The following is a 23,713-nucleotide window of genomic DNA, read 5'->3' on the forward strand; positions in this document are numbered from 1 at the left end:
CGTGCCGGGGATCCGTCTGCTGGCCCGCGTCCCGGCCGTGGTCCGGCGGGACTACGTCGCTACGGCCCTGTCGTTCTGGCTCACGCTCGCCTCCGGGCTGCTGCTGTTTCACCTCGTCGCCCGGCGGGCCGGGGTGCAGGGCTTCGCGTACTACCAGGTGGCGCGGGGGGTGGTCGCCACGGTGCAGCCGCTCGCGCTGGTCGGCCTGGTTCCCGCGCTGCACCGGTACCTGCCCCGGGCCGGGCGGCGGGTGCGGGTGCTGGCCCGGCAGGTGTTCATCCTCGAGGTGGTCCTGCTCAACCTGCTCGGGTTCGCCACGATCGCCCTCGCGGACGACGTCGGGCGGCTGTTCGGCATCGGCGGCGCGGACGAGGTCCGTGCGGTGGTGGTGCTGGCGGCGGGCACGTGCCTGTGCAGTGTGGCGGTGGCGGCCCTGCGCGGGTGCGGCGCGGTGGGGCGATCGAACATCGCGTCGCTGCTCGGGTTCGGGGTGCTGCCGCTGGTGGCGTTCGGGGCGACCGCCCAGATCGACGTGTTTCTCGCCCTGCAGGGTGCGGCGCTGGTCGCGGTGGCCTGCTGGGGCATCGCGTCGGCCGGGCCGCGCGGCGCCGAGAAGAGACCGGCCGGGCCTCGCCCGGCGCCGCCGTTGCTCACCTTGCTGCGGTACGGGATCCGGCGGACGCCCGGCGACATCGCGCTGCCCGGGCTGTTCGCGTTTCCGACGTTCTTCGTGGCCGGGGTGTCACGCAGCTCGGCGGAGGCCGGATACGTCGGATTCACCACGTCGGCCATCACGCTGATCTGCTCGATCTTCGGCATGCTCACGCCCGTGCTGCTCCCCCGGCTGAGCGGGCACGCCCACGACGCGGCGGCCACCGGGCGCGGATTCGGCGCGGATCTGGCGCACGGCCTGAAGGTCCTGCCGTTCGTGGCGGCCGGGGTGGCGGCGGCGGCGAGCGTCGTGCTGGCGGTGTCGGCCACGCCGGTGGTCGAGTGGTTCCTGGGTACGGACTTCGACGGCGCGGACGTGGTCATCCGCTGCGGGGTGCCGGTCTCCATCCCGCTGGCGATGTTCTACGCGGCGCGGCCGACGATCGACGCCCTGCGGGAGGCCCCGGTGACCGCGGCGCTGCTGGTCGGCAGCCTGGTGGTCGAGGTGGTGGCCACCTTCGGCGCGGCCCTCGTGCTGCCGGCCTGGCCGGCCGCGCTGGCCGGTTTCGGTGCGGCGGCGGTGTTGCTCGGGGCTTGCACGTACGTGGCGTTGCTGCGCGCGATCCCGGTGACCGCGCGGAAGTCGTCGCCGTGACCCGGTCTCCCGTGCCCAGTCCTCTTCTGGTCGCCACCATCTTCGTCGCCACCCTGGCCGGCCACTTCACGTTGTCGCGGGCCGGCCTGACCGTGCCGGTGCTCAACGACACCCGGGTGCTGCTCTTCTCGGCGGTGCTCATGTGTTTCGTGCTCGAGGTGCACCACGCCGGGGTGCACCCGCTGCACTCGGGCCCCGCCCGGCGCGCGCTGCAGCCGCTGCTGGTGCTGTTCGCCTACCAGATCCTCTCCGCGTCGTGGGCCCCCCGGAACGCCGTGGTCCACGACGTCCTGAGCGACCTGGTGTCGATGGTGATCCTGGTCTTCGTCTACACGGCGCTGGCCGAGTGGGACCGCGACCGCGTCGTGCACCTGACCATGTGGTGCCTGTACGGCGCGGCCTGGCTGTACTTCCTGTACTCCGCCTCCGGCCGCGGCCACACCGACGCGGGCCGCTGGGCGGCGTTCGGCGGCGGCCCGAACGTCTTCGTCCGCGTCGAGGTGCTGGGCCTCCTGGCGGCGGCGTACTTCTACTTCCGCAGCAAGGGCCGCTTCATCTGGCTGGCCGGCGCCCCCGCGTTCCTGGTCGGCGCCTTCGCCTCGGGCTCCCGCGGCGGCCTCATCGCCCTGGGCATCATCACGGCGCTGGCGTTCCCCAGCCTGATCCGCTTCTCCCGCCGCCACGGCGCCGCCAAGCCCCTGGCCACGCTTCCCGTGCTGGGCGCGGTCGTGTGGGTCCTCTTCGGCCAGACCATCATGTTCCTGCTCAACAACCGCTTCCTGGCCACCACCGTCCAGCAGCGCCACACCTCCGACCGCGACGTGCTCTACGAGAAGGGCTTCTGGCTCTTCGTGGAACGCCCCATCGTCGGCGTAGGAGTACACGGCTTCTACGCCATCACCAACCTGGGCCCCGGCGAGAAGTACGTCCACAACCTCCCCCTGGCCGTGGCCGCCGAGGGCGGCGCGGTCGGCTTGCTGTTGCTGCTGCTGGTCTTCTGGGCCTTCTACCGTGAGTACACCCAGGTCCCCAAGCGCGAACGGTCGCTGCCCAGCCGCACGGCCGCGTACTGCGCCATCTTCATCCTCGGCGCGAGCCTCTTCTCGGGCGACTACTACGACGCCCGCCTCCTCTGGATCTTCCTCCTCCTGGCCGTCGTCCCTCCTTCCCCACCGCAGCCGCTCCTCCCGCCCGCCACCGCCCTCCCTACCGCACCACCCGCCGCACCGCTTCCGACCTCACCGCCCGCAGCGCCAGTTGCGACCGCACCGCCCGACGCGTACGCCACCGCACCACCCGACGCACCGGTTGCGAGCTCACCGCCGCCCCACCCGGGCCCCCCGCCCTGAGACGGCCGTGCCGCCGTGCGCGGCCGCCTCCCGCCTGCGCATGTCGCGCCGCGGTTCCCCTCCGACCGGCCGGACGACGACCGGTCACTCGCCTCGGAGGTAGGCAAGCACCGCGCGGACGCGGCGGTGGTCGTCGGCGTCGGGTGGCAGGTTGAGCTTGGTGAGCACGCTGCCGATGTGCTTGGCGACCGCTGCCTCGGTGACCACGAGCCGGCGGGCGATCGCCGTGTTGGACCGGCCCTCGGCCATCAGCGCCAGCACCTCCTTCTCCCGCGCGGTGAGCAGGCTCAGCGGATCCCGTCGCCGCCCGAGCAGTTGCCGCACCACCTCCTGGTCGACAACGGTCTGCCCCTCGGCCACGGCCTCGAGCGCGTCCACGAAGTCGGTGACGTCCCCGATCCGGTCCTTCAGCAGATAACCGACCCCGGCTACCTTCCCCGCGTCGAGCAACTCCGCCGCGTAGGCCGGCGCGACATACTGGCTGAGCACCAGCACCGGCAGCTCGGGATCGGCGGCCCGCAGCTCGATCGCCGCCCGCAGTCCCTCGTCGCTGAACCCCGGGGGCATCCGCACATCGGTGACCACGATGTCCGGCTGGTGCTCGGCCACCGCCGCCCGCAACGCCTCCGCGTCCCCAACCGCCGCGACCACCTCATGCCCGAACCGGCGCAGCATGACGGCCACGCCCTCCCGGACGATGACCCCATCCTCGGCGATCACCACCCGAAGCCCGCCGTCCACCGTGCCCTCCCGTTCAGCCCCGCTCATCCCGCACTGGCTCCGCCCATCACAAGCCCCCACCGAAGCCGCCGAAGGCTGTTTGCGGCGACCCGACGCTCCGGCCGTGCCCGCCGCCATCCGCGAGCGCCGCGCCGGCCGCGTCGACGCAGGCTTGGCGCGCCCCGGCCGCGTCGGCGCCTCGACCTCGGCGAACGCTTCTCGCCACGACCGCTTCGGCCCCGCACCACTCGCGAACACCTGTCGCCACGACCGTCCCGGCACCGCACCGCCCGCCGACACCTGTCGCCACGGCCCTCCCGGCACCGCACCGCCCGCCGACACCTGTCGCCACGGCCCTCCCGGCACCGCGCCGCCCGCCGACACCTGTCGCCCAGGCCCTCCCGGCACCGCACCGCCTGCCGACACCTGTAGCCGCGGGCGTTCCGGCGCCGCGCGTTCCTGCCGTCTCGGGGCAATGGCCTCCGGCCGGACGTCTCGTGCCGGCGGTGTTGGCGCTGCGTCGTCGGCGGGCGCGTCGCGCGTTATGAGGGACTCTTTGTCGTCGTCCCGCGTCATTGCGGTCCTTCCTTGTCATGGCGTCACCGGGATCTCGACGTGCACGAGCGTCGGGCCGCCCACGGGGCTGGACAGCGCGACCGTGCCACCGACGGCGGAAACCCGGTCGGCGAGCCCGATCAGACCCGAGCCGCGGGACGGCTTCGCGCCGCCGCGGCCGTCGTCGCGAACCTCCAGCACGAGCCGGTCCCCGGCGACCTCCGCCGTGACCGACGCGCGGCGGGCCGCGCTGTGTTTGGCCACGTTAGTCAGCGCCTCGACAACGACGAAATACGCCGTCACCTCGACTGTGGATAACAGTCGGTCCGGCAGCTGGATGTGGACATCGACCGGGAGCGGCGCCGCGCCCGCCACCTCGGCGACGGCAGCCTCGAGCCCCCGATCGGTCAGCACTTTGGGGTGGACGCCGCGGATCAGCTCACGCAGCTCGGTCAGCGCCTGCTTGGCCAGTTCGTGCGCCCGCGTGACCTGCTCGCCGGCCGGCGACTCGGCGGGCAGCTCGAGCCGGGCCATGCCCAGGTGCATGGTGAGCGCGACCAGCCGCTGCTGAGCGCCGTCGTGCAAGTCGCGCTCGATGCGCCGGCGCTCCAGTTCGAAGGCGTCGACCAACCGGGCCCGGGACTGGGTGACCTCGACCAGCTTGGCCCCGGCGTCGTCGAGGCGCGGCGCCAGGATCGCCCGCGCCATCGCCGCGCGCGCTCCGGCCCAGGCGGTCACCGGATAGGCCATGATCACGGCGAGGGGAAAGCCGATCAGCGCGAGCGGGACGGTGACGCTGAGTGGCGAGTCATGGACGTAGAGGGGCCCGGCGATCAGGCTCAGCGGAACGAAGACGGCGCCCACCACGACCAGCGCGTCGCCCCAGCACAGGACCATCGCGGAGAGCATCGTGTACCCGAGTTCGCGCCACGTGGCCTGCTCGCGCAACCGCAGCGTGACCCAGGCGCGCAGGCCGGGTCTCGGCGGCCGCCCGTGCGGGTCGGGCACCACGGTGTCGTCGACCAGGCGCATGCGCCACCGCTCGAGCCGCGCCACAGCTACGCCGGCCAGGACAGTAGCGACATAACCGGCGACGCCGATCACGACGACCGTCAGCACGAGGCCGGCCAGCAGCAATCCGACCACCGCGAGAATGGTCGCGAAGCCGAGGAGAGCGCCGCCGATGAGATAGGCGAGCGAACGCCAGGGCCAGGGCGACCGCAGGAACTCTGTCGGCCGCATCGTGAGCGCTTCGAGCGCGTTGCGAACCGGCATGGGGGCGACGCTACCGGCCGGCGGCGCCGATGTCGGTAGTGCTGCTTATACCTTTGATTCTCTACCCTGCGTTACTGTGCCGCCGGTTCCCGGACGGTTGGCTGGACGGCATGACGAGGGCGCACACACCACCGGCGGTCGAGCTGATCGCCGTCACCAAGACGTACGGCGCGGGCGAGCAGGCCGTGATCGCGTTGCACGAGCTCGACGTGTCCTTCCCGGCCGGCACTTTCACCGCGGTCATGGGGCCGTCGGGGTCGGGCAAGTCGACCCTGCTGCACTGCGCGGCCGGGCTCGACCGCGCGACCAGTGGCGACGTGATCATCGACGGCATTCCGATCGGCGGCCTGTCCGAGCGCGCGCTGACCAAGCTGCGCCGGTCCCGGGTCGGCTTCGTGTTCCAGGCATTCAACCTGATCGGTGCGTTGACCGCCGCACAAAATGTGGCTCTGCCACTGCGGCTGGCCGGGCGGAGTCCCGCGCCGGGTGAGGTGACGGCGATGCTCGGCGAGGTCGGCCTGGCCGATCGCGCCGGCCACCGGCCGAGCGAGCTGTCCGGCGGCCAGCAGCAGCGGGTGGCGATCGCCCGGGCGCTAGTGACCCGGCCCGCGGTGCTCTTCGCCGACGAGCCGACCGGCGCGCTCGACGCCAGGTCCGGTCGCGAGGTATTGCGGCTGCTGCGGGCGGCGGTCGACCACCACGACCAGACGATCGTGATGGTCACGCACGATCCGCTCGCGGCGGCGCATGCCGACCGGGTGCTGTTCCTGGCCGACGGCCGGGTGGTCGATTCGCTCGCCGGTCCGGCCGGTGTGCAGGAGATCGCCGTTCGCACGGCACGGCTCGAGGAGGCACGGGCGGGGGTGGCGTCGTGAGGTTCGCCTGGCAGATGGTCCGGCACCGGTTCGCGAGCTTCGCCGGGACGTTCGTGGCGATCACGCTCGGCGTCGCAGTGGTCGCGGGCGCGGCGACGCTCTACCTGTCCTCACGGCCCGAGGCGCCCGAGCGGTATTCGGCCTCACCCGTCCTGGTGCGCTCGCCGTCGGTGGGCGAGAACGACTACGGCGAGCCGGAGTACGAGTCGTGGACCGCGACCGAGGCCACCGGCCTGGCCACGCGGCTCGCAAAACTGCCCGGCGTCACCGCGGCGGCCGCCGACCCGATGTTCTACGTGCAGCGGCTGATCGACGGCCGTGCCACCGGCGACCCCGAGGCGGCCCGCCTCGACGGCCATGCCTGGTCGTCGGCCGCTCTGGGCGGCTACCGGCTGGCCGCGGGCACCGCGCCCGATCGGGCCGGTGAGGTGGCGATGGCCGGGTCGCCGCCCGGCACCCGGATCGACGTGCTGACGGCCGAAGGTCCCGCCACCTGGACGGTCACCGGCACGACCGACGGGCCCGGATTCTACGTCCCCGACGCGGTCGCGCTGCGCATGTCACCCGGCGTGCGAGTGATCGGCCTGACGATCGACGGAGACGCCGCGACGGTCGCGACCGCGGCGCGCGGAGTGGCCGGGTCGTCCGGCGAGGTGGTGACCGGTGGCGAGCGCGACTCGCTGGAGCCGGCCAGCGTGACCCGGGTCCGATGGCTCGGCGCCCAGCTGTTGATCGCTCTGGTCGGGCTCGGCGCGTTCGCGGCGGTCTTCGTGGTCGCCTCGACCTGCGCGCTCAGCGCCGCCCAGCGGCGACGCGAGATAGGTCTGCTGCGTGCGGTGGGCGCGACTCCCGGGCAGGTCCGCCGCATGATGTACGCGGAAACGCTCGTCATCGCGGTCCTGGCCGCTCTCGCCGGGCTGCCGATCGGCGCGCTGACGGCGCCGTTGCTGGCCGGGCCGTTCGTGGACGCGGGGCTGGAACCCGCCGGGTTCACCGGCACCGTTCAGCCGCTCGCGCTGGCCGGAGCGTTCCTTCTCGGGGTGGTCGTCGCGCTCGCCGGGGTGGCCGTGGTGGCACGGCGGGCCAGCCGGGCACCGGCGCTGGACGCGTTGCGGGACGCGGCGGTCGAGTGGCGCGCGATGACACTGCTGCGGTGGATCGCGGGCGTGGCGGCCGCCGTCGGCGGTGTGGTGCTGCTGGCCCGGCTGTCGGCCATGTCGATCACCGTGCGGTCCACGGCGGGGCTCGGCGGGGCGATGCTCCTGCTTACCGCCGCCGCGCTGCTCGCACCCGTCGTGATCGTGCCGCTGGTGCGCCTCGCGACGTGGCCGTGGCGGCGGGCGGCGACCGGGATGCTGGTGCGGGAGGGGACGCTGGTTGCGGTCCGGCGGGTCGCGTCGACGGCTGCGCCGGTGCTGCTGACCGTCGGCTTCACCGTGCTGCTCACCGGCACGATCGCCACCATCGACAACATCCAGGGCGTGGACGACGCCGCCAAGCTCCCCGCCGCCACGGTGGTCGCGCCCGACGGCGTGCCGGGCCTGAGCGACACGGCCGTCACGGCTCAGACCGGCACGTCCCGCCTGCCTACGCGCGTCCTCATCACCCACGGCGGCGGCACGGCCGGCTACGACGCCGCCGGCGTCCCCGCCACCGAGTTCGCCGAGCTGACCGCGCCCACAGCCAGCCCGAGCCGGTCGGCCACACCAGGCGCCACACCCAGCAAGCCAGCGGGATCAGGCGCCACACCCGGCAAATCGGCCACACCAGGCGGGTCGCCCGGCGAGACGGCCCGATCAGGCGGCACGCCCGGCAGGACGCCGGGATCGGATGGGCAAAGCGGGGTGGTTCTGGATCCGGCCACCGCCAAAGAGCTGGGCGCCGCGAGGGGCACGGTTCTGGAGTTGCGGTGGGCGGACGGGACCGACGAGCGGGTGCCGGTGCGGGCCGTGGTGGCGGCGGAGCCGGGGGTGCTGCTCCCGCGCGAATTGGTCCGGCGGCACGATCCGGCGGCGCTCACCGACGTCGTGCTGCTCGACGGGCCGCCGGTGGCCGTTGCGGGGGCTCGGGTGATGCCGGTGCGGGACTACGTGCAGATCGACATCGACGAGGAGGGCCGGCTCGTCGACCTGTTCCTGGCCGTGCTGATCGGGTTGACGGTGGGGTACACGGGTCTGGCCGTGGCGAACACGCTGCTCATGGCCACGGCGGCGCGGCGGGACGAGTTCCGGGCGTTGCGGCTGGCCGGGGCGACGACCGGGCAGGTGCTGCGGGTGACCTCGGCCGAGGCGGTGCTGGCGGTCGCGGTGGGCACGGCGCTCGCGGCGCTGGTCGCGGTGATCTCGCTCGAGGGGGTTCGCAGCGCGGTCGAGGCCGAGCTCGATCGGGCCGTGCCGCTGGTCGTCCCCTGGGGCGCGGCCGTCGCGGTGACCGTGGTGTGCGGTCTGGTGGCCGTCGCGGCCACGGCCGGGCCGGTGTTGCGGCACAGGGGTCTCACAGCAGGAGGTGGATCATGAAACAAGAACGAAACGGAGGTTCCTTCTTCTCGGCCGGGCGTGCTCGAATGAGACCCAGGCCACACCGCGTCCGTGAAGGGGACCTACCGCATGCTCAACCTCTCCGTCCTGCTGGAGGACAGCGCCCGCAACTATCCGGAGCGCGCGGCGGTCGTGCTGGGCGACCAGCGCCTCAGCTACGCCCAGGTGGACGCGGCGGCCAACCAGGTGGCCAACCTGCTGGTCGAGCGGGGCATCCGGCCCGGCGACAAGGTGGCGCTCTCGTGCCCCAACCTGCCGTACTTCCCGGTCGTCTACTACGGGATCCTCAAGGCGGGTGCGGTCGTCGTACCGCTGAATGTGCTGCTCAAGGGGCGGGAGATCGCGTACCACCTGGCCGACTCGGAGGCGAGGGCGTACCTCTGCTTCCAGGGGACGGCGGAGCTGCCGATGGGCGCCGAGGGCTGGGCCGGGTTCGGGCAGGCCGACGGGTGCGAGCACTTCTTCCTGATCACGGCCGACCCGGCGGCGGCCTCGCCGATCGAGGGGGCCGAGACGCTCGGGGCGGCGCTGGCGGGCAAGGCACCGAAGTTCGAGGCCGTTCTGCTGCCGGAGACCGACCCGGCCGTGATCCTGTACACGAGCGGCACGACCGGGCAGGCCAAGGGCGCCGAGCTGTCCCACTCCAACCTGATTCTCAACGCGCTGACCTGCAACCGGCTGTTCGGCACCAAGCCGGGCACCGATACGCATCTGCTGGTGCTGCCGCTGTTCCACTCGTTCGGCTCGACCGTGAACATGAACGCGGGCTTCGCGACGGCGTCGACGCTGGTCCTGCTGCCCCGGTTCGAGGCGACCGCCGCGGTCAAGCTGCTGGAGAAGGAGAACGTGACGTTCTTCGCCGGCGTGCCGACGATGTACTGGGGGCTGCTCAACGCGCTGACCGACGACGTGGACGTCGATCGGATCGCGGCGAACATGCGGGTGGCCGTCGCCGGCGGCTCGAGTCTGCCGGTGGAGATCATCAAGGAGGTCCGGCGGCGCTTCGGGGTGACCATCCTCGAGGGGTACGGGCTGTCCGAGACCTCGCCGGTGGCGACGTTCAGCGACCCGAACGGCGATCCGCGGCCGGGCTCGATCGGCATCCCGATCTGGGGTGTCGAGCTGAAGCTCATCGACGAGTCGTGGAACACGGTCGAGGGCGTGGACGAGATCGGCGAGATCGCGATCCGCGGGCACAACATCATGCGGGGCTACTACAACCGGCCGGAGGCCACGGCCGAGGTGATGCGGGACGGGTGGTTCCGCAGCGGGGACCTGGGACGGCGGGACAAGGACGGCTTCTACTACATCGTCGACCGGGCGAAAGACATGATCATCCGGGGTGGCTTCAACGTCTACCCGCGGGAGATCGAGGAGGTGCTGATGACGCACGAGGCGGTCTCGCTGGCGGCGGTCATCGGCGTCCCGCACCCGAGTCACGGCGAGGAGGTCAAGGCGTTCGTGATCCGCAAGGACGGCGCCACGATCACCGAGGACGAGCTGGTCGCCTGGGGCCGGGAGCAGATGGCCGCGTACAAGTACCCGCGCGTCGTCGTGTTCGTCGACTCGCTGCCGATGACCGCCACGGGCAAGCTGCTCAAGCGCGCCCTGAGCTGATCCGGCCGGCCGCCGCCGTTTCGGGCCGAAACGGTGGGCGGAGCGCGCCCGGTGGGGGTCCCCGGCGGGTGGTCGTCGTCCGTAGACTCTGCCGATCGCCACGCGTCGCGGGCCGGCCGTGGAGCGGCCTGCCGTGGGGCGGTCGGCGCGGCCGGGACGGAGCGGGGTTGAATGATCACTTGCGCGTATGCCGCACAGTGGGACGGGCGGTGGCACAGCCCGGTGGAGGAAGCTTGAGCACAGCCTTGGTGGCCCGGCCCGCTCCGGGCGAGCACGCGGCGGGACCAGCCGGTGAGGCGCCCGCCACGCGGAAACGCGGCCTTTCCCGGCGGCTTGGCGGCCTTCGGCACACCTCTCCGGGGCGGCTTCAGCTGATCCTCGGCGCGCTGCTCGTCCTCGGCGTGCTCACCGGGCTGCTCGCGGGCATCAGCGGCGTGTCCACCGCGTCCGGCACCAGCGACCTGGGCAACCGGGCGCAGCCCCTGCTCGCCGAGGCGGAAACGATCTACTCGGCGCTCGCCGACGCCGACACCACGGCCGCGCAGGCGTTCCTGGCCGGTGGGCTGGAGCCGGCGACGCTGACCGAGCGCTACAACGGCGACCTCGAGCGGGCCACCACGGCGATCAGCGCGGCGGCCCGGCTGACCCCGGCCGACAGCGAGGCCGCCGCCTCGGTGCGCACGCTCTCGTCGGGCGTCGCCCAGTACGCCGCCTTGGTCGCGACCGCCCGGGCCGACAACCGGCAGGGCCTTCCGGTGGGTTCCTCCTATTTGTCCAGCGCGTCCGAGCTCAACCGGCAGACTCTGCTCCCCCAGGCTCAGAACCTGTTCCGCCTGGCCCAGCTGGAGGTCGACGACGGGTACTCCAGCGCCGCGAGCACGGCCTGGGTCGCCCTGCTCGCGCTGCTGATCCTCGCCCTGGTCGCGGGGCTGGTGCAGGCCCAGCGGTACCTGAGCCGCACCACGCACCGCACCTTCAACGTGCCGCTGCTCGGGGCCACCGCGCTGACCGTCGTGCTCGCGCTCGGCATCGCCATCGTGCTGGCCGGCCAGCACGCCCACCTCGGCCGGGCCGACGACGACGGATCGACGCCGGTCGCGAAGCTCGCCGAGGCGCGCATTCTGGCGCTGCGGGAACGCGGCGACGAGGCGCTCACCCTGGCCGCGCACGGCAGCGGCACGGGGTACGCCACCGACTTCACGCAGGCGTCCGCGGACCTGAACCGGGCGCTCGCCGGCGAGTATTTCTCGACCGACATCCGCGACAAGCACCAGGCCTACCTCGCCACCCACCAGAAGGTGACCACGCTCGACGGGAACGGCGACTACGACGGCGCGGTCAAGCTCGCCATCGGGCCGGAGACCACGCGGACGTTCGAGTCGTTCACCACCAGCCTCGGCACGGTGCTGGACGAGCACAAGGGCGACTTCAACCGGGAGATCGGCGCGGCGGAACGCGGCCTGTGGCTGCTGACCGTCTTCGGGCCGTTGGCCGCGCTGGCGATCTGCGTGCTGGCGTTCATGGGAATCCGGATGCGGCTGGAGGAGTACCGATGACGCGCCGCGCGGACGGCAAGCGCGCCACGACGCGTACGCGAATCGGGCTTGTTGTGGTGGCCACCACCGCGATCCTGGCCGCCGTGGCCGGATGCAGCGGCGACGACTCGCCACTGCCGTCGTCGACCCTGGGCCAGGCCGCTCCGGCGACCACCGCGCCCGCGCAGGCCGCGCCGGACACCTCCTGCAACCCGCGCGCCAGCCTGAAGCCCACCGGCGCGCTCCCCCAGCCGGGCCACATGCCGGCCGGCAGCTACATGGCCGAGATCCAGAAGAACGGGCGGCTCGTCCTCGGCACCAGCCAGGACACGCTGCTGTTCAGCTCGCGCAACCCGTTCACCGGCAAGGTCGAGGGCTTCGACGTCGACATGGGCCGGCAGATAGCCGAGGCGATCTTCGGGAACCCCGACAAGATCCAGATCAAGGTCATCCCGTACGACAAGAGGGTCAGTTCCGCGGCGGACGGCAGCGTGGACATCGTCGCGGACACAATGACGGCGAACTGCGCGCGCTGGAAGGACGTCAACTTCTCCAGCATCTACTACGAGGCGGGGCAGCGGGTCCTGGTGTCCAGCGACTCCCCGGCCAAGCGCATCGAGGACCTTGGCGGCAAGAAGGTGTGCGCGGCCTCCGGCTCGACCTCCCTCGGCAACATCGGCAAGATCGCCTCGAAACCCATCCCGGTGGCGAAGGCGACGTTCGGCGACTGCCTGGTGGCGTTCCAGCAGAACGAGGTCGAGGCGATCTCCACCGACGACACGATCCTCGCGGGCATGGCCGCCCAGGATCCGTACGCGAAGGTGGTCGGGCCGAAGTTCACGCAGGAGCCTTACGGCATGGCGATGTCGAAGGACCACCCCGAGTTCACCCAGTTCGTCAACGCCGTGCTCGCGAAGAACCGGGCGAACGGGACGTGGACCGCGACGTACAACAGGTGGCTGGGCGATTTCGGCACCGCGCCGGCCCCGCCCGTGGCCCAGTACCGATGACCGCGCCGTCGATCGCTCCGGCCGACGCCGAGCTGCTCCGCCTCGAGACCGCGATGACCGCCATCGCGGCCAACCTTGTCGACCTCGACGACAACCCGGCCCGCAAGGACCTGGACAAGACCAAGCTGACCGGCAGGACGGCCGCGGCCTGGGCGGACGCCACCGACGCGCTGACCCAGCTGTGGGACGGCTACCGCATGCTGACCGACGTGATCGCCGAGGCCCGCGCGCTGCGTGACCAGCGCAAGCTCAACGACACCGACCGGACCGCGTTCGTCTACCGGGTGCTCGGCAAGTCGATCACGCTGTCCACCACGACCGTGCCGCTGGCCCAGCGCGGGCTGCTCGGCGCCGGGCAGGTGCACACCACCTGCACCCCGGCCGAGCTGCTGTCCGCCATGGAGGCCGCCTTCCAGACCGCGGCGTCGGTCGCGACGCAGGCCGGCGAGGTGTGGCAGCGGCTGCTCCCGGCCGCCGCCGACGCGACCGGGGCGGTCGACAACGTGCGGGTGCTGATCCGGCTGCACGGCGGCAACCAGACCACGATCGACGAGGCCGACCGGCGGCTCGGCACCTTCACCCGGACGCTCGCCACCGATCCGCTCGGCGTCGACGAGCGCGAGCTGAACACCGTACGGGATCTGGTGGCCCGGGCGGACGCGGAGCGCACGTCGGTCGCCGAGCTGAAGGAAGCTCTGACCCAGCGTCTTGCCGACGCCCACGCCCTGCTCAACGAGCTCGCCGAGGCCCAACATGCCGCCGAGGCCGCCTGGGAGTCCGCCGCCGAGCGCTTCCGCGAGCAGGACCTCATCGTGGTACGCGGCTCCGACCTGCGCCCCGACCTCGCCGCCGTCGACGCGCTCGCCGCCGCCGGGCAGTGGGCGCTGATCAGCCCGCGCCTGGCCGGCTGGACCAGGCATGCCCGCGAGCGGATCGGCGCGCTGCGCGAGGCCGCCACGCGTAACGGCGGGATGCTGGCGGCCCGCAACGAGCTGCGCGGGCGGCTGGACGCCTACCGGGCCAAGGCGCTGCGCCTCGGGCTGGGCGAGGACACCGAGCTCACCCCCCTTGCCGACACCGCGCGCACGGAGCTGTACACGGCGCCGTGCGACCTCGACGCGGCCCGCGCGGCCGTCAACGCCTACCAGGATGCGCTCACCGCCACGATCGCGAGGAACGGACGATGAAGTGCGAACGTAACTGCCCAGGGACGATCGAGGACGGCTACTGCGACACCTGCGGGATGGCTCCGGCGGGCGGCGCAACGACAACAACCGGGACAAACTCCGCGGGTACGGCGAGCCGCGCCGGCGCCACGAGCGGGGCGGCCGGGCCGGCCTGGGCGAGCGCCGGAACCACGCCGCGCCCACGGGGAGGCGACGGCTCGTCCGCCACCTCGCCCTCGTCCCGCACGGGCGCGCTCTCCACGCGTACCGGATCAAGTGGAAGAAGTGGCAGTTCCCGCACCGGATCGCGACGACGCCGCTTCGGCGGCGGATTGGTCGAGGTCGCGCCGATCGTGCAGGCCGACCCGGCCACCGCGGTCATGGCCACGGCCGAGGTGCCCGAGGAGAAGCGGTACTGCGCGAAGTGCGGAAACCCGGTCGGCCGGGCGCGCGGCGACCGCACGGGACGCACCTCCGGTTTCTGCCCGTCGTGCGGCGAAGGGTTCAACTTCACCCCGAAACTGGGCAAGGGCGAGCTGGTCGGCGGGCAGTACGAGGTGGTCGGGGCGCTCGCGCACGGCGGTCTCGGCTGGATCTACCTGGCCATCGACAAGAACGTCTCGGACCGCTGGGTGGTGCTCAAGGGCCTGCTCAACTCCGGCGACGAGGACGCGCTGGCGGCGGCGGTGGCCGAGCGGCGGTTCCTGGCCGAGGTCGAGCACCCGAACATCGTCAAGATCTACAACTTCGTCGAGCACGACGGCGCCGGCTACATCGTCATGGAGTACATCGGCGGGCAGTCGCTCAAGGACATGCTCAAGAAGCGGCGCGCCGCGAACGGGGGCAACGCCGACCCGATCCCGGTCGACCAGGCGCTCGCGTTCGTCCTGGAGATCATGCCGGCGTTCGCCTACCTGCACGACCGCAGCCTGATCTTCTGTGATTTCAAGCCGGACAACGTGATCCAGTCGGGCGACCAGATGAAGCTGATCGACCTCGGCGGCGTCGTGCACATCGACGACCTGGACGCCGCGATCTACGGAACGGTCGGTTACCAGGCGCCCGAGATGGCGACCGAGGGGCCGTCCATCGCCTCGGATCTTTACACCATCGGTCGTACGCTCGCGGTGCTCACCACCGATTTCCGGGGTTACCAGAGCACCTTCAAGGACAGCCTGCCCGATCGCGGCGAGTTCGCGGTCTACACGCGGTTCGAGTCGTTCTACCGGCTGCTGGTGCGCGCCACCCGCACCGTCCCGGCCGAGCGGTTCGTCGACGCCGGCGAGATGAGCGACCAGATGCTCGGCGTGCTGCGGCAGGTGCTCGCGGCCGGCGGCGAGCCCCGCCCGGCGCCGTCCCGGCTGTTCACCGGCGAGCTGCGCACCGACCTGAAATCCGACCGGCCGCGCTGGCAGGACCTGCCCAGCCCGCTGATCGACCTGACCGACCCGGCGGCCGCGTTCCTCGCCTCGGTCACCGTCACCGAGCCGTCCGAGGTGCTCACGCTGCTGGCGAACGCGCCGGAGAACACGGTCGAGGTGCGGCTGCGGACGCTGCGGGCGCACATCGATCTGGGTGGCGACTTCCAGGGCGCACGGGACGAGCGGGACCGGCTGCTGGCCACCGACGGGGCGGACTGGCGGGTGGCCTGGTACGACGGCCTGCTCGCGCTGGCCACGGAGCAGTTCGAGTACGCGCGGCAGCAGTTCGATGCCGTGTACTCGGCCCTTCCGGGTGAGCTGGCGCCGCAGCTGGCCCTCGGCCTCGCGCTCGAGCTGGCCGGGGATCCGGGCGCGGCCGGCTACTACGACGTGGTGAGCCGCACCGATCCGGCGTACACGACCGCGGCGGCCGGGCTCGCGCGCTGCCGGCTCGGGGCGGGCGACCGGAACGGGGCCGTCGAGGCGTACAACCGGGTGCCGGGCACGTCGTCGGCGTACCGCAGCTCGCAGGTCGGCGCCGTGCGGGCGCTCGTGCGGGCGCACCCGGCCTCGGCCGCCGACGTCACCACCCTGTCGGCGGCGGCCGCGCTGATCGAGCGGCTCGAGATCGAGGCCGCCCAGCTCGCCGCGCTGCGGGCCGAGCTGCTGGAACAGGCGCTGCGGACAGTCGGCGGCGGGCGGGCGCTCCCCGCGTCCGTGCTCGGGCCGGCCCGTAGCGGCGAGGTGCACGAGCGGGAGATCAGGTTCGCGCTGGAGGATGCCTACCGCGAGATGGCCCAGGCCGCGCACGGCCCCGAGAAGATCCGCCTGGTGGATCTCGCCAACGCTTCCCGCCCGAGGACCCGCACATGAGGGCTTCCGGCTCGAGGACCCGCACTTGAGGAACGAGGCACGATGACCATGACCGACTGCGCCTCGTGCGCCGACGAGCGCGCCGCCGGCGCCGCCTTCTGCGAGGCGTGCGGGCGGGCGCTGGGCGCGCCGTGCCCGAACTGCGGCATACCGGGGGGCGTGGGCGAGGACGGCTACTGCCAGAACTGCGGGATGCTGGCCGGGCGGCCGCGCGACCACATCGAGGCCGACTGCGGCGACATCGCGGCGGCGGTGACCGACCGGGGACGGCGGCACCACCGCAACGAGGACGCGATGTGGCTGGCCGTACGGGACGGCGAAGTCGATGTTGTGGTCTGCGACGGGGTTTCCGCCTCGTTCGACCCGGACGTGGCCTCGGAGACCGCCGCCAACCGGGCCGGTGAGCTGCTCGCCTCCTCGCCTGACGTGTCCGCGGCGATCAGCGGCGCGAAGGAGGCGGTGGCCGCGCTGGTGACCGGCGGCGACCCGCGCCGCACGGCGTCGAACCCGGCCTGCACGATCGTGGCCGCCGCGGTGCGCGGCGCCGAGATCAACATCGGCTGGGTGGGCGACAGCCGGGCCTACTGGCTGCCGCCGGACGGGCCGGCCGAGCAGCTGACCGAGGACGACTCCTGGGCCACGCACGCGATCGCGATGGGCGCCGACCCGGAGGCCGCGATGCGTGATCCCAAGGCGCACGCGATCACGGCGTGGCTGGGCGCGGACGCGGCGCCGGTGCAGCCGCGGACCGGGGCGTTCACCGTCGTCGGGGCCGGTCACCTGGTGCTGTGCAGCGACGGCCTGTGGAACTACCTGACCGATCCGGCCGCGTTCGGCTCGACGATCCGCGCGCACTTGCACGCGGGAGACACCCTGGTCGATGCCGCCCGCAGTCTCGCGGAGTTCGCGAACGCGGCGGGGGGCGCCGACAACATCACCGTGGCCCTGATTCCCGTCTCCTCCCCCGTTCTGGAAGAGACCGCCGCTGCCCCCTCCCCCTCAACCGTCGCTTCCCCTGACACCGCCGCCGAAAACGTCGTCAAGGAGTAGGAATGCCGTACACCGCTGAGGCCTTCCAGAACGAGTTCCTCGCCCTGGGCGCGACCGAGGTCAACGCGATCATCACGGTCACCTCGTCCGGGGCCGAGGGCGGCCGGCGCACCGCCGGGGCCACCGAGATCATCATCGTCGACGCGTCCGGGTCGATGCAGGCCGAGGGACGGATCAACGCCGCCCGGCAGGCCGCCAAGGCCGCGGTCGAGTGCATCGACGACGGCGTCAACTTCGCGATCATCGCCGGGGTCAGCACCGCCCAGCAGCTGTTCCCGGCGCCCGGCCAGCTCGCCGTCTCCTCGCCGCAGTCGCGGGCCGACGCGATCCGCGCGATCGACCGGCTGCAGGCCAGCGGCGGCACCGCGATGGGCGCGTGGCTGTTGCTCGCCGCCCAGCTGTTCTCGCAGCGGCCGGGCGACATCGCGCACGCCATCCTGCTCACTGACGGCGACAACGGCGAGCGCGCGGGCTACCTGGAAACCGTCCTCGACTCGATCGCCGGGCGGTTCGCCTGCGACTGCCGCGGCGTCGGCGTGAACTGGAAGGTCTCCGAGCTGCGCAAGATCGCCGAGGCGATGCTGGGCACGGTCGACATCGTGGCCCAGCCGTCCGGCCTGACCGCGTCCTTCGAGCAGATGATGGTCAAGGCCATGGGCAAGACCAGCGCCGACGTACAGCTCAAGGTGTGGACGCCGGTCAACGCCACGGTCCGCTTCGTCAAGCAGGTCGAGCCCGAGGTGATGGACCTGACCGGCAAGCGGGTCGCGGACGGGCCGCGCGCCTCCCGGTACCCGCTCGGCTCGTGGGGCGCGGAGAGCCGCGACTACCACGTCTGCGTCGACGTGGCGCCCGGTGCGGCCGGCGACGAGATGCTCGCGGCCCGGGTCTCGATCGTCGAGGGCGACCAGGTGCACGCGCAGGCGCTGGTGCGGGCCGTGTGGACCGAGGACTCCGCGCTGTCCACGCGGATCAACCGGCAGGTCGCGCACTACACCGGGCAGGCCGAGCTGGCCGAGGCGATCCAGGCCGGCATCGAGGCTCGCAAGGCCGGCGACGACCGTACGGCGACGATCAAGTTCGGGCGGGCGGCGCAGCTCGCGCATGCCAGCGGGAACACCGCCACCGAGGAGCTGCTGGCCACGGTCGTCGACATCGAGGACGCGGCGACCGGCACGGTACGGCTGCGGCGCAAGGTGGAGGCGGCCGACGAGATGGCCCTTGACACCCGCTCCACCAAGACCGTGCGGGTCGGGCGGCAGCGGTGACCACCTACGCCTGCCCCAAGGGGCACACGTCCAGCACGGACGACTTCTGCGACGAGTGCGGCGCCAAGATCGGCGGGACCGGCACGATTCCGGTACCGCCGCCGACGGCCTCGCCCACGGTGGCGCCGGCCGTCACTCCCGCTGCCGCCGCCGCGCCGCCCTGCCCCAACTGCGGGGCGCCGCGGGCGGGCGGAAGCAGGTTCTGCGAGGACTGCGGGTACGACCACAGCACCGGCAAGGTGCCCGTGCTCGCGCCGCCGGCCCCGGTGACGACGCCGGCGATCGGGCAGTGGACGGCGACGATCGCGGCCGACCGCAAGTACTTCGAGGACAACGGGATAACCGGGGTCGAGTTCCCAGCCGACGCCCCGTCGCTGCTCGTCGACCTGCCCGCGCCGCAGGTGCGCATCGGGCGGCGGAGCGCGTCGAAGGGCACGAGTCCCGAGATCGACCTCGCCGACTCCGACCCCGGGGTGTCGCACAGCCACGCGCTGCTGACGCTGACCGTGGACGGGGCGTGGCTCGTTTCCGACCTGGGCTCGACGAACGGGACGTACGTCAACGACGAGCAGCAGCCGCTGACCGCCGGGCAGACCCGCTCGCTCAAGGACAGCGACCAGGTCCACGTCGGCGCCTGGACCACGATCACGCTGCACGCCCCGGCCGCGTGACATCTGCCTGAACCGGCCCGCGGCCGCGGCCCGGCGGGATACCTTCCCCTTTCGTGAGGGACCGCCGGGTCGGGGCCGCCGAGCGAACCCAGGTGCTGGGGCTGCTCGGCAATGCCTTCGAGGCGGGGTTGCTGCCGGTCGGCGACTACGACGCCCGGGTCGCCGCGGTCGGTGTAGCCACGCATGCGTCGCAGCTTCTCCTGCAGGTGTCCGACCTGCCGCCCGCGTACGCGTGGAGCTCGGTTGCCCGGCCCACCGCCGAGCCGACGCCCGGCGCCGGGCGGATCGCTCTCATTCTCGGGATCGCGTCGGTGCCGATGGCGGTGTGCGGGATCGGGCTCGTCCTCGGGCTTCTCGCGGTGGTCGCGAGCCGCAACGCCGGCCGCGGAGTCACGACGGCCCTGGTCGGACGCGTCTTCGGGATCATCGGGATGGCGCTGTCGGTGGCGGCGCTGGTGGCGGCCTTCCTCGCCTGGCACGGAACAAGCAACTCAGGTTGACTAACCGCGGCGTAAGCAACTAGGGTTGCTTACATGCCCGATGTGGAAATCTCCCCCGAAAGCGCGGTGGCCGACCAGCTGGCGGCCGTGGGCGCGCTGCGGCGCCTCGCCGACCGGCTCGAGGACGCCGCCGTCGAGGAGGCCATGCGCGGCGACTGGAGCTGGCCACAGGTGGCCGAGGCGCTGGGCGTCACCCGCCAGGCCGTTTACAAGAAACACGCCAAGCGGCTCATCGCCGCCGGCGTCTCGCTGCGGAGGCGTAACGGATGAGCACCTTCGATCAGTACCTCGCTCGCGTCCTGGAGACGGCGGCCGCCGAGGCGAAATCGGACGGTTCGGCCGCCGTCGAGGCCCACCATATTCTGCTGGCCATCGCCGGCGAGGGCTCCCTCGCCCTTCAGTCGGCCGGGCTCGACCAGGCCGCGGTCAGGCGAGCCCTCGACCAGGAGTTCAGCCGGAGCCTCGCCGCGGCCGGCGTGCGGCTCGCCGGCGGCATGCCCGACGCCACGCCCGACCCCGAGAAGAGCCCACCGGTCGGCGCGTCGGTCCGGGCCGCGCTCGAGCGCAGTTTCCAGCTGGTGGAGCGCAAACGCGACATGCGACCCGGGCACGTGCTGCTCGGCGTCCTTCAGGCCGAGCTCGGCACGGTGCCGCGCGCTCTCGCCCTGGCGGGCATCGACCGCGCCGACCTCTGCGAGCGGGCACTCACCGAGGTGCGGGCATGAGCGCCATCGCCGTGGCCGGCCTCCGGATGCGGTACGGCGAGAGGGACGTCCTGCACGACGTGACCTTCCAGGTGGAGCCCGGCGAGGTGGTGGCGCTTCTCGGGCCCAACGGCGCCGGGAAGACCACCACGATCGAGATCCTCGAGGGCTTCCGCGCCCGGTCGGCGGGGCGGGTCTCGGTGCTCGGGGAGGATCCCGGGCGGGCCGGCGAGCAGTGGCGGGCCCGGGTCGGCGTCGTCCTGCAGTCCTGGCGCGACCACGGCAAATGGCGGGTGCGGGAGCTGCTGGCCCAGCTCGCCGCCTATTACCCCGACCCCTGGGACCCCGACGACCTGATCGCCGCGGTCGGGCTCACCCCGCAGGCCGATCAGAAGGTCCGCACGCTCTCCGGCGGCCAGCGTCGCCGGCTCGACGTGGCGATCGGCATCGTCGGGCGGCCCGGCCTGCTCTTCCTGGACGAGCCGACGGCCGGGTTCGATCCGTCGGCGCGGCGCGACTTCCACGACCTCGTGCGCGAGTTCGTCGCGACCAGCGGCTGCACGGTCCTGCTGACCACGCACGATCTCGACGAGGCCGAGCGGCTCGCCGGGCGCATCCTCATCCTCGACGGCGGCCGGATCGTCGGCGACGGCACACCCGTTTCGCTCGCCCAGCTCGTCGCGGGCGACGACGAGGTGCGGTGGTCGCTGGGCGGTGAACGCTTCGCCCGGCCCACCGGCCATCCGGCCCGCTTCGTGCACGACCTGTATCGCGAGCACGGCGACGAGATACGCGACCTCGAGGTCCACCGCTCGTCGCTGGAAAACACGTATCACGCGCTGGTGAGATCGGCGGAGGCGAGCTGATGAGACGAGCATTGCGGGCCGGGCGGTCGCGGGGCCTGATCGAGCTGCGGCAGTCGGTCACCAACGGCGGCGACCTGGTCAACCACTTCCTCTGGCCGGTGCTGATGCTGGCGACGCTGTGGTTCCTGCGTGACCGGAGCTTCGGCGGCTTCACACTCGGGCCGCTGCTGGTGCCGAGCATCCTCGGCATGAACGCGGCCATGGCCATGGTCAGCATGAGCCAGCACCTCACCGCCGACCGCGAGGACGGCACCCTGCTCCGGGCGCGGGCGACACCGCACGGCGTGACGGGCTACCTGACCGGCAAGCTGATCACCATCTCGGGCGGCCTGATCCTCGACCTGGCGATCTTCCTGGTGCCGGCGCTCCTCCTGATCGGCGGCGTCGGCACCAGCGCGGCCGGGTGGGCGGCCCTGGCCGGCCTGCTCGCGCTGGGCCTGCTGGCCACCCTGCCGGCCGGCGCCGTGCTCGGCTCGGTGATCACCAGCGCCCGCGGGCAGGGCCTGCTGACTCTCCCGATCCTCGCGGTGATCGCGATCTCCGGCGTGTTCTACCCGATCACCGCCCTGCCCGGCTGGCTCCAGGGGGTGGCCCAGGCGTTCCCGGTCTACTGGATGGGCCTCGGAACGCGCGCGGCCATGCTGCCGCCCGCGGCCGCCGCCGTGGAGATCGGACAGTCGTGGCGTCACCTCGAGACGATCGCCGTGCTCAGCGCGTGGGCGGTGGCCGGCCTGCTGGTCGCCCCGATCGTCCTGCGCCGGATGGCCCGGCGCGAGGCAGGCTCCGCGCTCGCGTCCCGGAAGGAGCGCGCCATGCAGCGAACCGGCTGACCCGGCGCCCGCGAAGCTAGCCCGCGTCCCAGCGCGGCCCGGCCCAGCGCGGCCTGGCCCAGCGCGACCTGGCCCAGCGCGACCTGGCCCAGCGCGGCCGTGGCCCAGCGCGACCTGGCCCAGCGCGACCCAGCCCGGCCCAGACCGACGTGGCCTGGCCCGAGGCGGCGCGTCCCGACGCGGCCTGGCCTGACCTGGCACGACCCGACGCGGCCCAGTCGGCGCAGCCCGACCCGACGCGTCACAGCCCGTCGCGGCCCGACGCAGCCCGGTGTGGCCCGGCGCGACCCGTCGCGGCCTGGCCCGACCCGGCCTGGTCTGACGCGACGCGGCCTGGCGCGACTCAGCCTGGCGCGACTCAGCCTGGCGCGACTCAGCCTGGCGCGACTCAGCCTGGCGCGACTCAGCGCCGGCCTGGCCCGACACGGCGCGGCACTCGAGGCCACACAGCCGGCCGGAACCGATGTCGTGCGCTCCGGCGCCGCAGAACCGGCCGTGCCGCGCACTCCGGCGCCGGCGAGTCGGGCGTGCCGCGCGATCGACGCCGGCAAGTCAGGTTGTGTCGCACGCCTGGCGGCGTGGCGGGTTCGCGGGGTGTTTTTGTCCTGGAAACCGGGTGGCTTTGTGGGCGGGGTGGGGTGGAGACACGAGGCGATCGCGGAGGGTGACATGCGGGGGAAAGCGGACGCGGGCGTGCAGGATGGGCTGGTGGAGACTGACCTTCAGCTGGCGCAGCGTGCGGTGATCACGGGGGCGGCGGTGGCGTTGCGGCACTTCGGGGCGCTTGCCGAACTGTCGCGGGAGCTCAAGGCGGACGGGTCCGTGGTTACCGCAGCCGACCGGGCCGTGGAGACTGCCGTTCGGGAGGTGCTGGGGGCTGCGCGGCCCGAGGACTCCGTGTTGGGGGAAGAGCAGGGGGAGACGGCGGGCAACGGGCGTCGGTGGATCATCGACCCGATCGACGGGACTCGGCTGTTCGTTGAGGGGGACGATCGGTGGCTGGTTCTGCTCGGGCTCGAGGAGGACGGGGAGACGGTCGCGGGGGTGGCGGCTCATCCGGCTCAGGGGAGCATCTGGTGGGCCACCCGGGGCGGCGGGGCCTTCGAGGGGCGGATCGTCGGCGGGCGGGCGGTGGCCGCCACGCCGATCCGGGTGGACGCCGGCGGGCCGGACACGATCGAGGGAAGCCGGCTCTGCGTGGTGCCCGAGGAGTGGCGGCCCCAACTGGTCGCGCCGCTCAAGGCGATCACGGCGGCGCTGCCGTGGAGCATCCACCCGGGGCTTCTGGTGGCTCGCGGGGAGATCGATCTCGCGATACAGACGGGCGGGCAGATCTGGGACTTCGCGGCGACCTCGCTGATCGTGACCGAGGCCGGCGGGTCGTTCAGCGGGCTGTCGGGGCGGACGCGGCCGGGGCCGGGTGCGTCGCTGTATGCCCGGAGCTCGGCTCTGCGGGAGGCAGCGCTCGAGACGCTCGCCGACGCCACCCACGCGAACGCCACCTGACCCCACCAACGGGAGCAGAGACGGCGGCGGGGCGGCCACGCCGCCGACCGTGCCGCGCAGGGATCAGGGCGCGGATCAG

At 72.9% G+C, this 23,713-nt stretch carries 20 protein-coding genes and 1 pseudogene; 18 read left to right on the top strand and 3 right to left on the bottom strand.

The features are described from left to right. Nucleotide 1 precedes the first annotated feature (1 nt). Both A3CQ_RS0143050 and A3CQ_RS0143055 read left to right on the top strand, forming a co-directional pair. Nucleotides 2-1,306 carry a polysaccharide biosynthesis protein gene (locus tag A3CQ_RS0143050; RefSeq protein WP_020517172.1) on the top strand — a complete coding sequence of 435 codons (1,305 nt, stop codon included), beginning with the start codon at nucleotides 2-4 and terminating at the stop codon, nucleotides 1,304-1,306. A gap of 11 nt (nucleotides 1,307-1,317) precedes the next feature. Then, entirely contained in the window at nucleotides 1,318-2,655 is a 1,338-nt protein-coding gene (locus A3CQ_RS0143055) for an O-antigen ligase family protein (protein WP_026206843.1), read from the top strand. An 84-nt stretch (nucleotides 2,656-2,739) separates the two neighbouring features. Here the strand turns inward: A3CQ_RS0143055 and A3CQ_RS0143060 are convergent, their stop codons facing one another. Further along, the gene (locus A3CQ_RS0143060) at nucleotides 2,740-3,423 is read right to left on the bottom strand and encodes a response regulator transcription factor (RefSeq protein WP_051115520.1); all 684 of its coding nucleotides are present in this window, start codon (nucleotides 3,421-3,423) and stop codon (nucleotides 2,740-2,742) included. A gap of 543 nt (nucleotides 3,424-3,966) precedes the next feature. After that, nucleotides 3,967-5,205 carry a sensor histidine kinase gene (locus A3CQ_RS0143065; RefSeq protein ID WP_020517174.1) on the bottom strand — a complete coding sequence of 413 codons (1,239 nt, stop codon included), beginning with the start codon at nucleotides 5,203-5,205 and terminating at the stop codon, nucleotides 3,967-3,969. Between the two features lie 110 nt (nucleotides 5,206-5,315). On the opposite strand from A3CQ_RS0143065, the gene A3CQ_RS0143070 reads away from it, so the two are divergent. The 15 genes from A3CQ_RS0143070 to A3CQ_RS0143140 all read left to right on the top strand — a co-directional run bounded on the left by A3CQ_RS0143070 (nucleotide 5,316) and on the right by A3CQ_RS0143140 (nucleotide 22,128). After that, entirely contained in the window at nucleotides 5,316-6,080 is a 765-nt protein-coding gene (locus A3CQ_RS0143070) for an ABC transporter ATP-binding protein (RefSeq protein ID WP_020517175.1), read from the top strand. Then, nucleotides 6,077-8,596, top strand: coding sequence for an ABC transporter permease (locus A3CQ_RS0143075; RefSeq protein ID WP_020517176.1), 2,520 nt, complete (start codon nucleotides 6,077-6,079; stop codon nucleotides 8,594-8,596). Before A3CQ_RS0143070 ends, A3CQ_RS0143075 begins: the two co-directional genes overlap by 4 nt. Nucleotides 8,597-8,686: 90 nt before the next feature. Then, nucleotides 8,687-10,234, top strand: a complete 1,548-nt coding sequence (locus tag A3CQ_RS0143080; protein ID WP_020517177.1) for a long-chain-fatty-acid--CoA ligase — start codon at nucleotides 8,687-8,689, stop codon at nucleotides 10,232-10,234. Between the two features lie 233 nt (nucleotides 10,235-10,467). Continuing rightward, nucleotides 10,468-11,790 (top strand): GlnX family signal transduction membrane protein, encoded by a 1,323-nt coding sequence (locus tag A3CQ_RS0143085; RefSeq protein ID WP_245577609.1) that lies wholly within the window; start codon nucleotides 10,468-10,470, stop codon nucleotides 11,788-11,790. Beyond that, entirely contained in the window at nucleotides 11,787-12,779 is a 993-nt protein-coding gene (locus tag A3CQ_RS0143090) for a glutamate ABC transporter substrate-binding protein (RefSeq protein ID WP_020517179.1), read from the top strand. The genes A3CQ_RS0143085 and A3CQ_RS0143090 overlap by 4 nt, the downstream gene beginning before the upstream one ends. Continuing rightward, the gene (locus tag A3CQ_RS0143095; protein WP_020517180.1) at nucleotides 12,776-13,966 is read left to right on the top strand and encodes a hypothetical protein; all 1,191 of its coding nucleotides are present in this window, start codon (nucleotides 12,776-12,778) and stop codon (nucleotides 13,964-13,966) included. The genes A3CQ_RS0143090 and A3CQ_RS0143095 overlap by 4 nt, the downstream gene beginning before the upstream one ends. Before the next feature lie 56 nt (nucleotides 13,967-14,022). Continuing rightward, nucleotides 14,023-16,239 carry a serine/threonine-protein kinase gene (locus A3CQ_RS0143100; RefSeq protein ID WP_245577635.1) on the top strand — a complete coding sequence of 739 codons (2,217 nt, stop codon included), beginning with the start codon at nucleotides 14,023-14,025 and terminating at the stop codon, nucleotides 16,237-16,239. A gap of 42 nt (nucleotides 16,240-16,281) precedes the next feature. Then, nucleotides 16,282-17,289, top strand: a complete 1,008-nt coding sequence (locus tag A3CQ_RS56085) for a PP2C family protein-serine/threonine phosphatase (RefSeq protein WP_020517183.1) — start codon at nucleotides 16,282-16,284, stop codon at nucleotides 17,287-17,289. Between the two features lie 2 nt (nucleotides 17,290-17,291). Next, the gene (locus A3CQ_RS0143110) at nucleotides 17,292-18,557 is read left to right on the top strand and encodes a vWA domain-containing protein (protein ID WP_020517184.1); all 1,266 of its coding nucleotides are present in this window, start codon (nucleotides 17,292-17,294) and stop codon (nucleotides 18,555-18,557) included. Then, nucleotides 18,554-19,228, top strand: a complete 675-nt coding sequence (locus A3CQ_RS0143115; protein ID WP_020517185.1) for a double zinc ribbon and FHA domain-containing protein — start codon at nucleotides 18,554-18,556, stop codon at nucleotides 19,226-19,228. The genes A3CQ_RS0143110 and A3CQ_RS0143115 overlap by 4 nt, the downstream gene beginning before the upstream one ends. A 53-nt stretch (nucleotides 19,229-19,281) precedes the next feature. Continuing rightward, complete coding sequence (locus tag A3CQ_RS0143120) at nucleotides 19,282-19,728, top strand: DUF1707 SHOCT-like domain-containing protein (protein WP_157297015.1); 447 nt, start codon at nucleotides 19,282-19,284, stop codon at nucleotides 19,726-19,728. A gap of 33 nt (nucleotides 19,729-19,761) precedes the next feature. Next, complete coding sequence (locus A3CQ_RS0143125; RefSeq protein WP_051115521.1) at nucleotides 19,762-19,998, top strand: hypothetical protein; 237 nt, start codon at nucleotides 19,762-19,764, stop codon at nucleotides 19,996-19,998. Continuing rightward, entirely contained in the window at nucleotides 19,995-20,453 is a 459-nt protein-coding gene (locus tag A3CQ_RS0143130; RefSeq protein WP_020517188.1) for a Clp protease N-terminal domain-containing protein, read from the top strand. The genes A3CQ_RS0143125 and A3CQ_RS0143130 overlap by 4 nt, the downstream gene beginning before the upstream one ends. Beyond that, nucleotides 20,450-21,298: an ABC transporter ATP-binding protein gene (locus tag A3CQ_RS0143135; protein WP_020517189.1), complete on the top strand. Its 849-nt coding sequence runs from the start codon at nucleotides 20,450-20,452 to the stop codon at nucleotides 21,296-21,298. Before A3CQ_RS0143130 ends, A3CQ_RS0143135 begins: the two co-directional genes overlap by 4 nt. After that, complete coding sequence (locus tag A3CQ_RS0143140; protein ID WP_026206847.1) at nucleotides 21,298-22,128, top strand: ABC transporter permease; 831 nt, start codon at nucleotides 21,298-21,300, stop codon at nucleotides 22,126-22,128. Before A3CQ_RS0143135 ends, A3CQ_RS0143140 begins: the two co-directional genes overlap by 1 nt. 344 nt (nucleotides 22,129-22,472) lie before the next feature. Here the strand turns inward: A3CQ_RS0143140 and A3CQ_RS64145 are convergent. Then, a pseudogene (locus A3CQ_RS64145) lies at nucleotides 22,473-22,799 on the bottom strand (hypothetical protein); the annotation flags it as partial. A gap of 37 nt (nucleotides 22,800-22,836) precedes the next feature. Between A3CQ_RS64145 and A3CQ_RS0143145 the strand changes: the two are divergent. Continuing rightward, nucleotides 22,837-23,634 (top strand): inositol monophosphatase family protein, encoded by a 798-nt coding sequence (locus tag A3CQ_RS0143145; protein WP_245577610.1) that lies wholly within the window; start codon nucleotides 22,837-22,839, stop codon nucleotides 23,632-23,634. Nucleotides 23,635-23,713: the final 79 nt, after the last annotated feature.

Origin of the sequence: Paractinoplanes globisporus DSM 43857, assembly GCF_000379645.1 — a bacterium.
In the GTDB taxonomy this organism is placed as follows: Bacteria; Actinomycetota; Actinomycetes; order Mycobacteriales; family Micromonosporaceae; genus Actinoplanes; species Actinoplanes globisporus.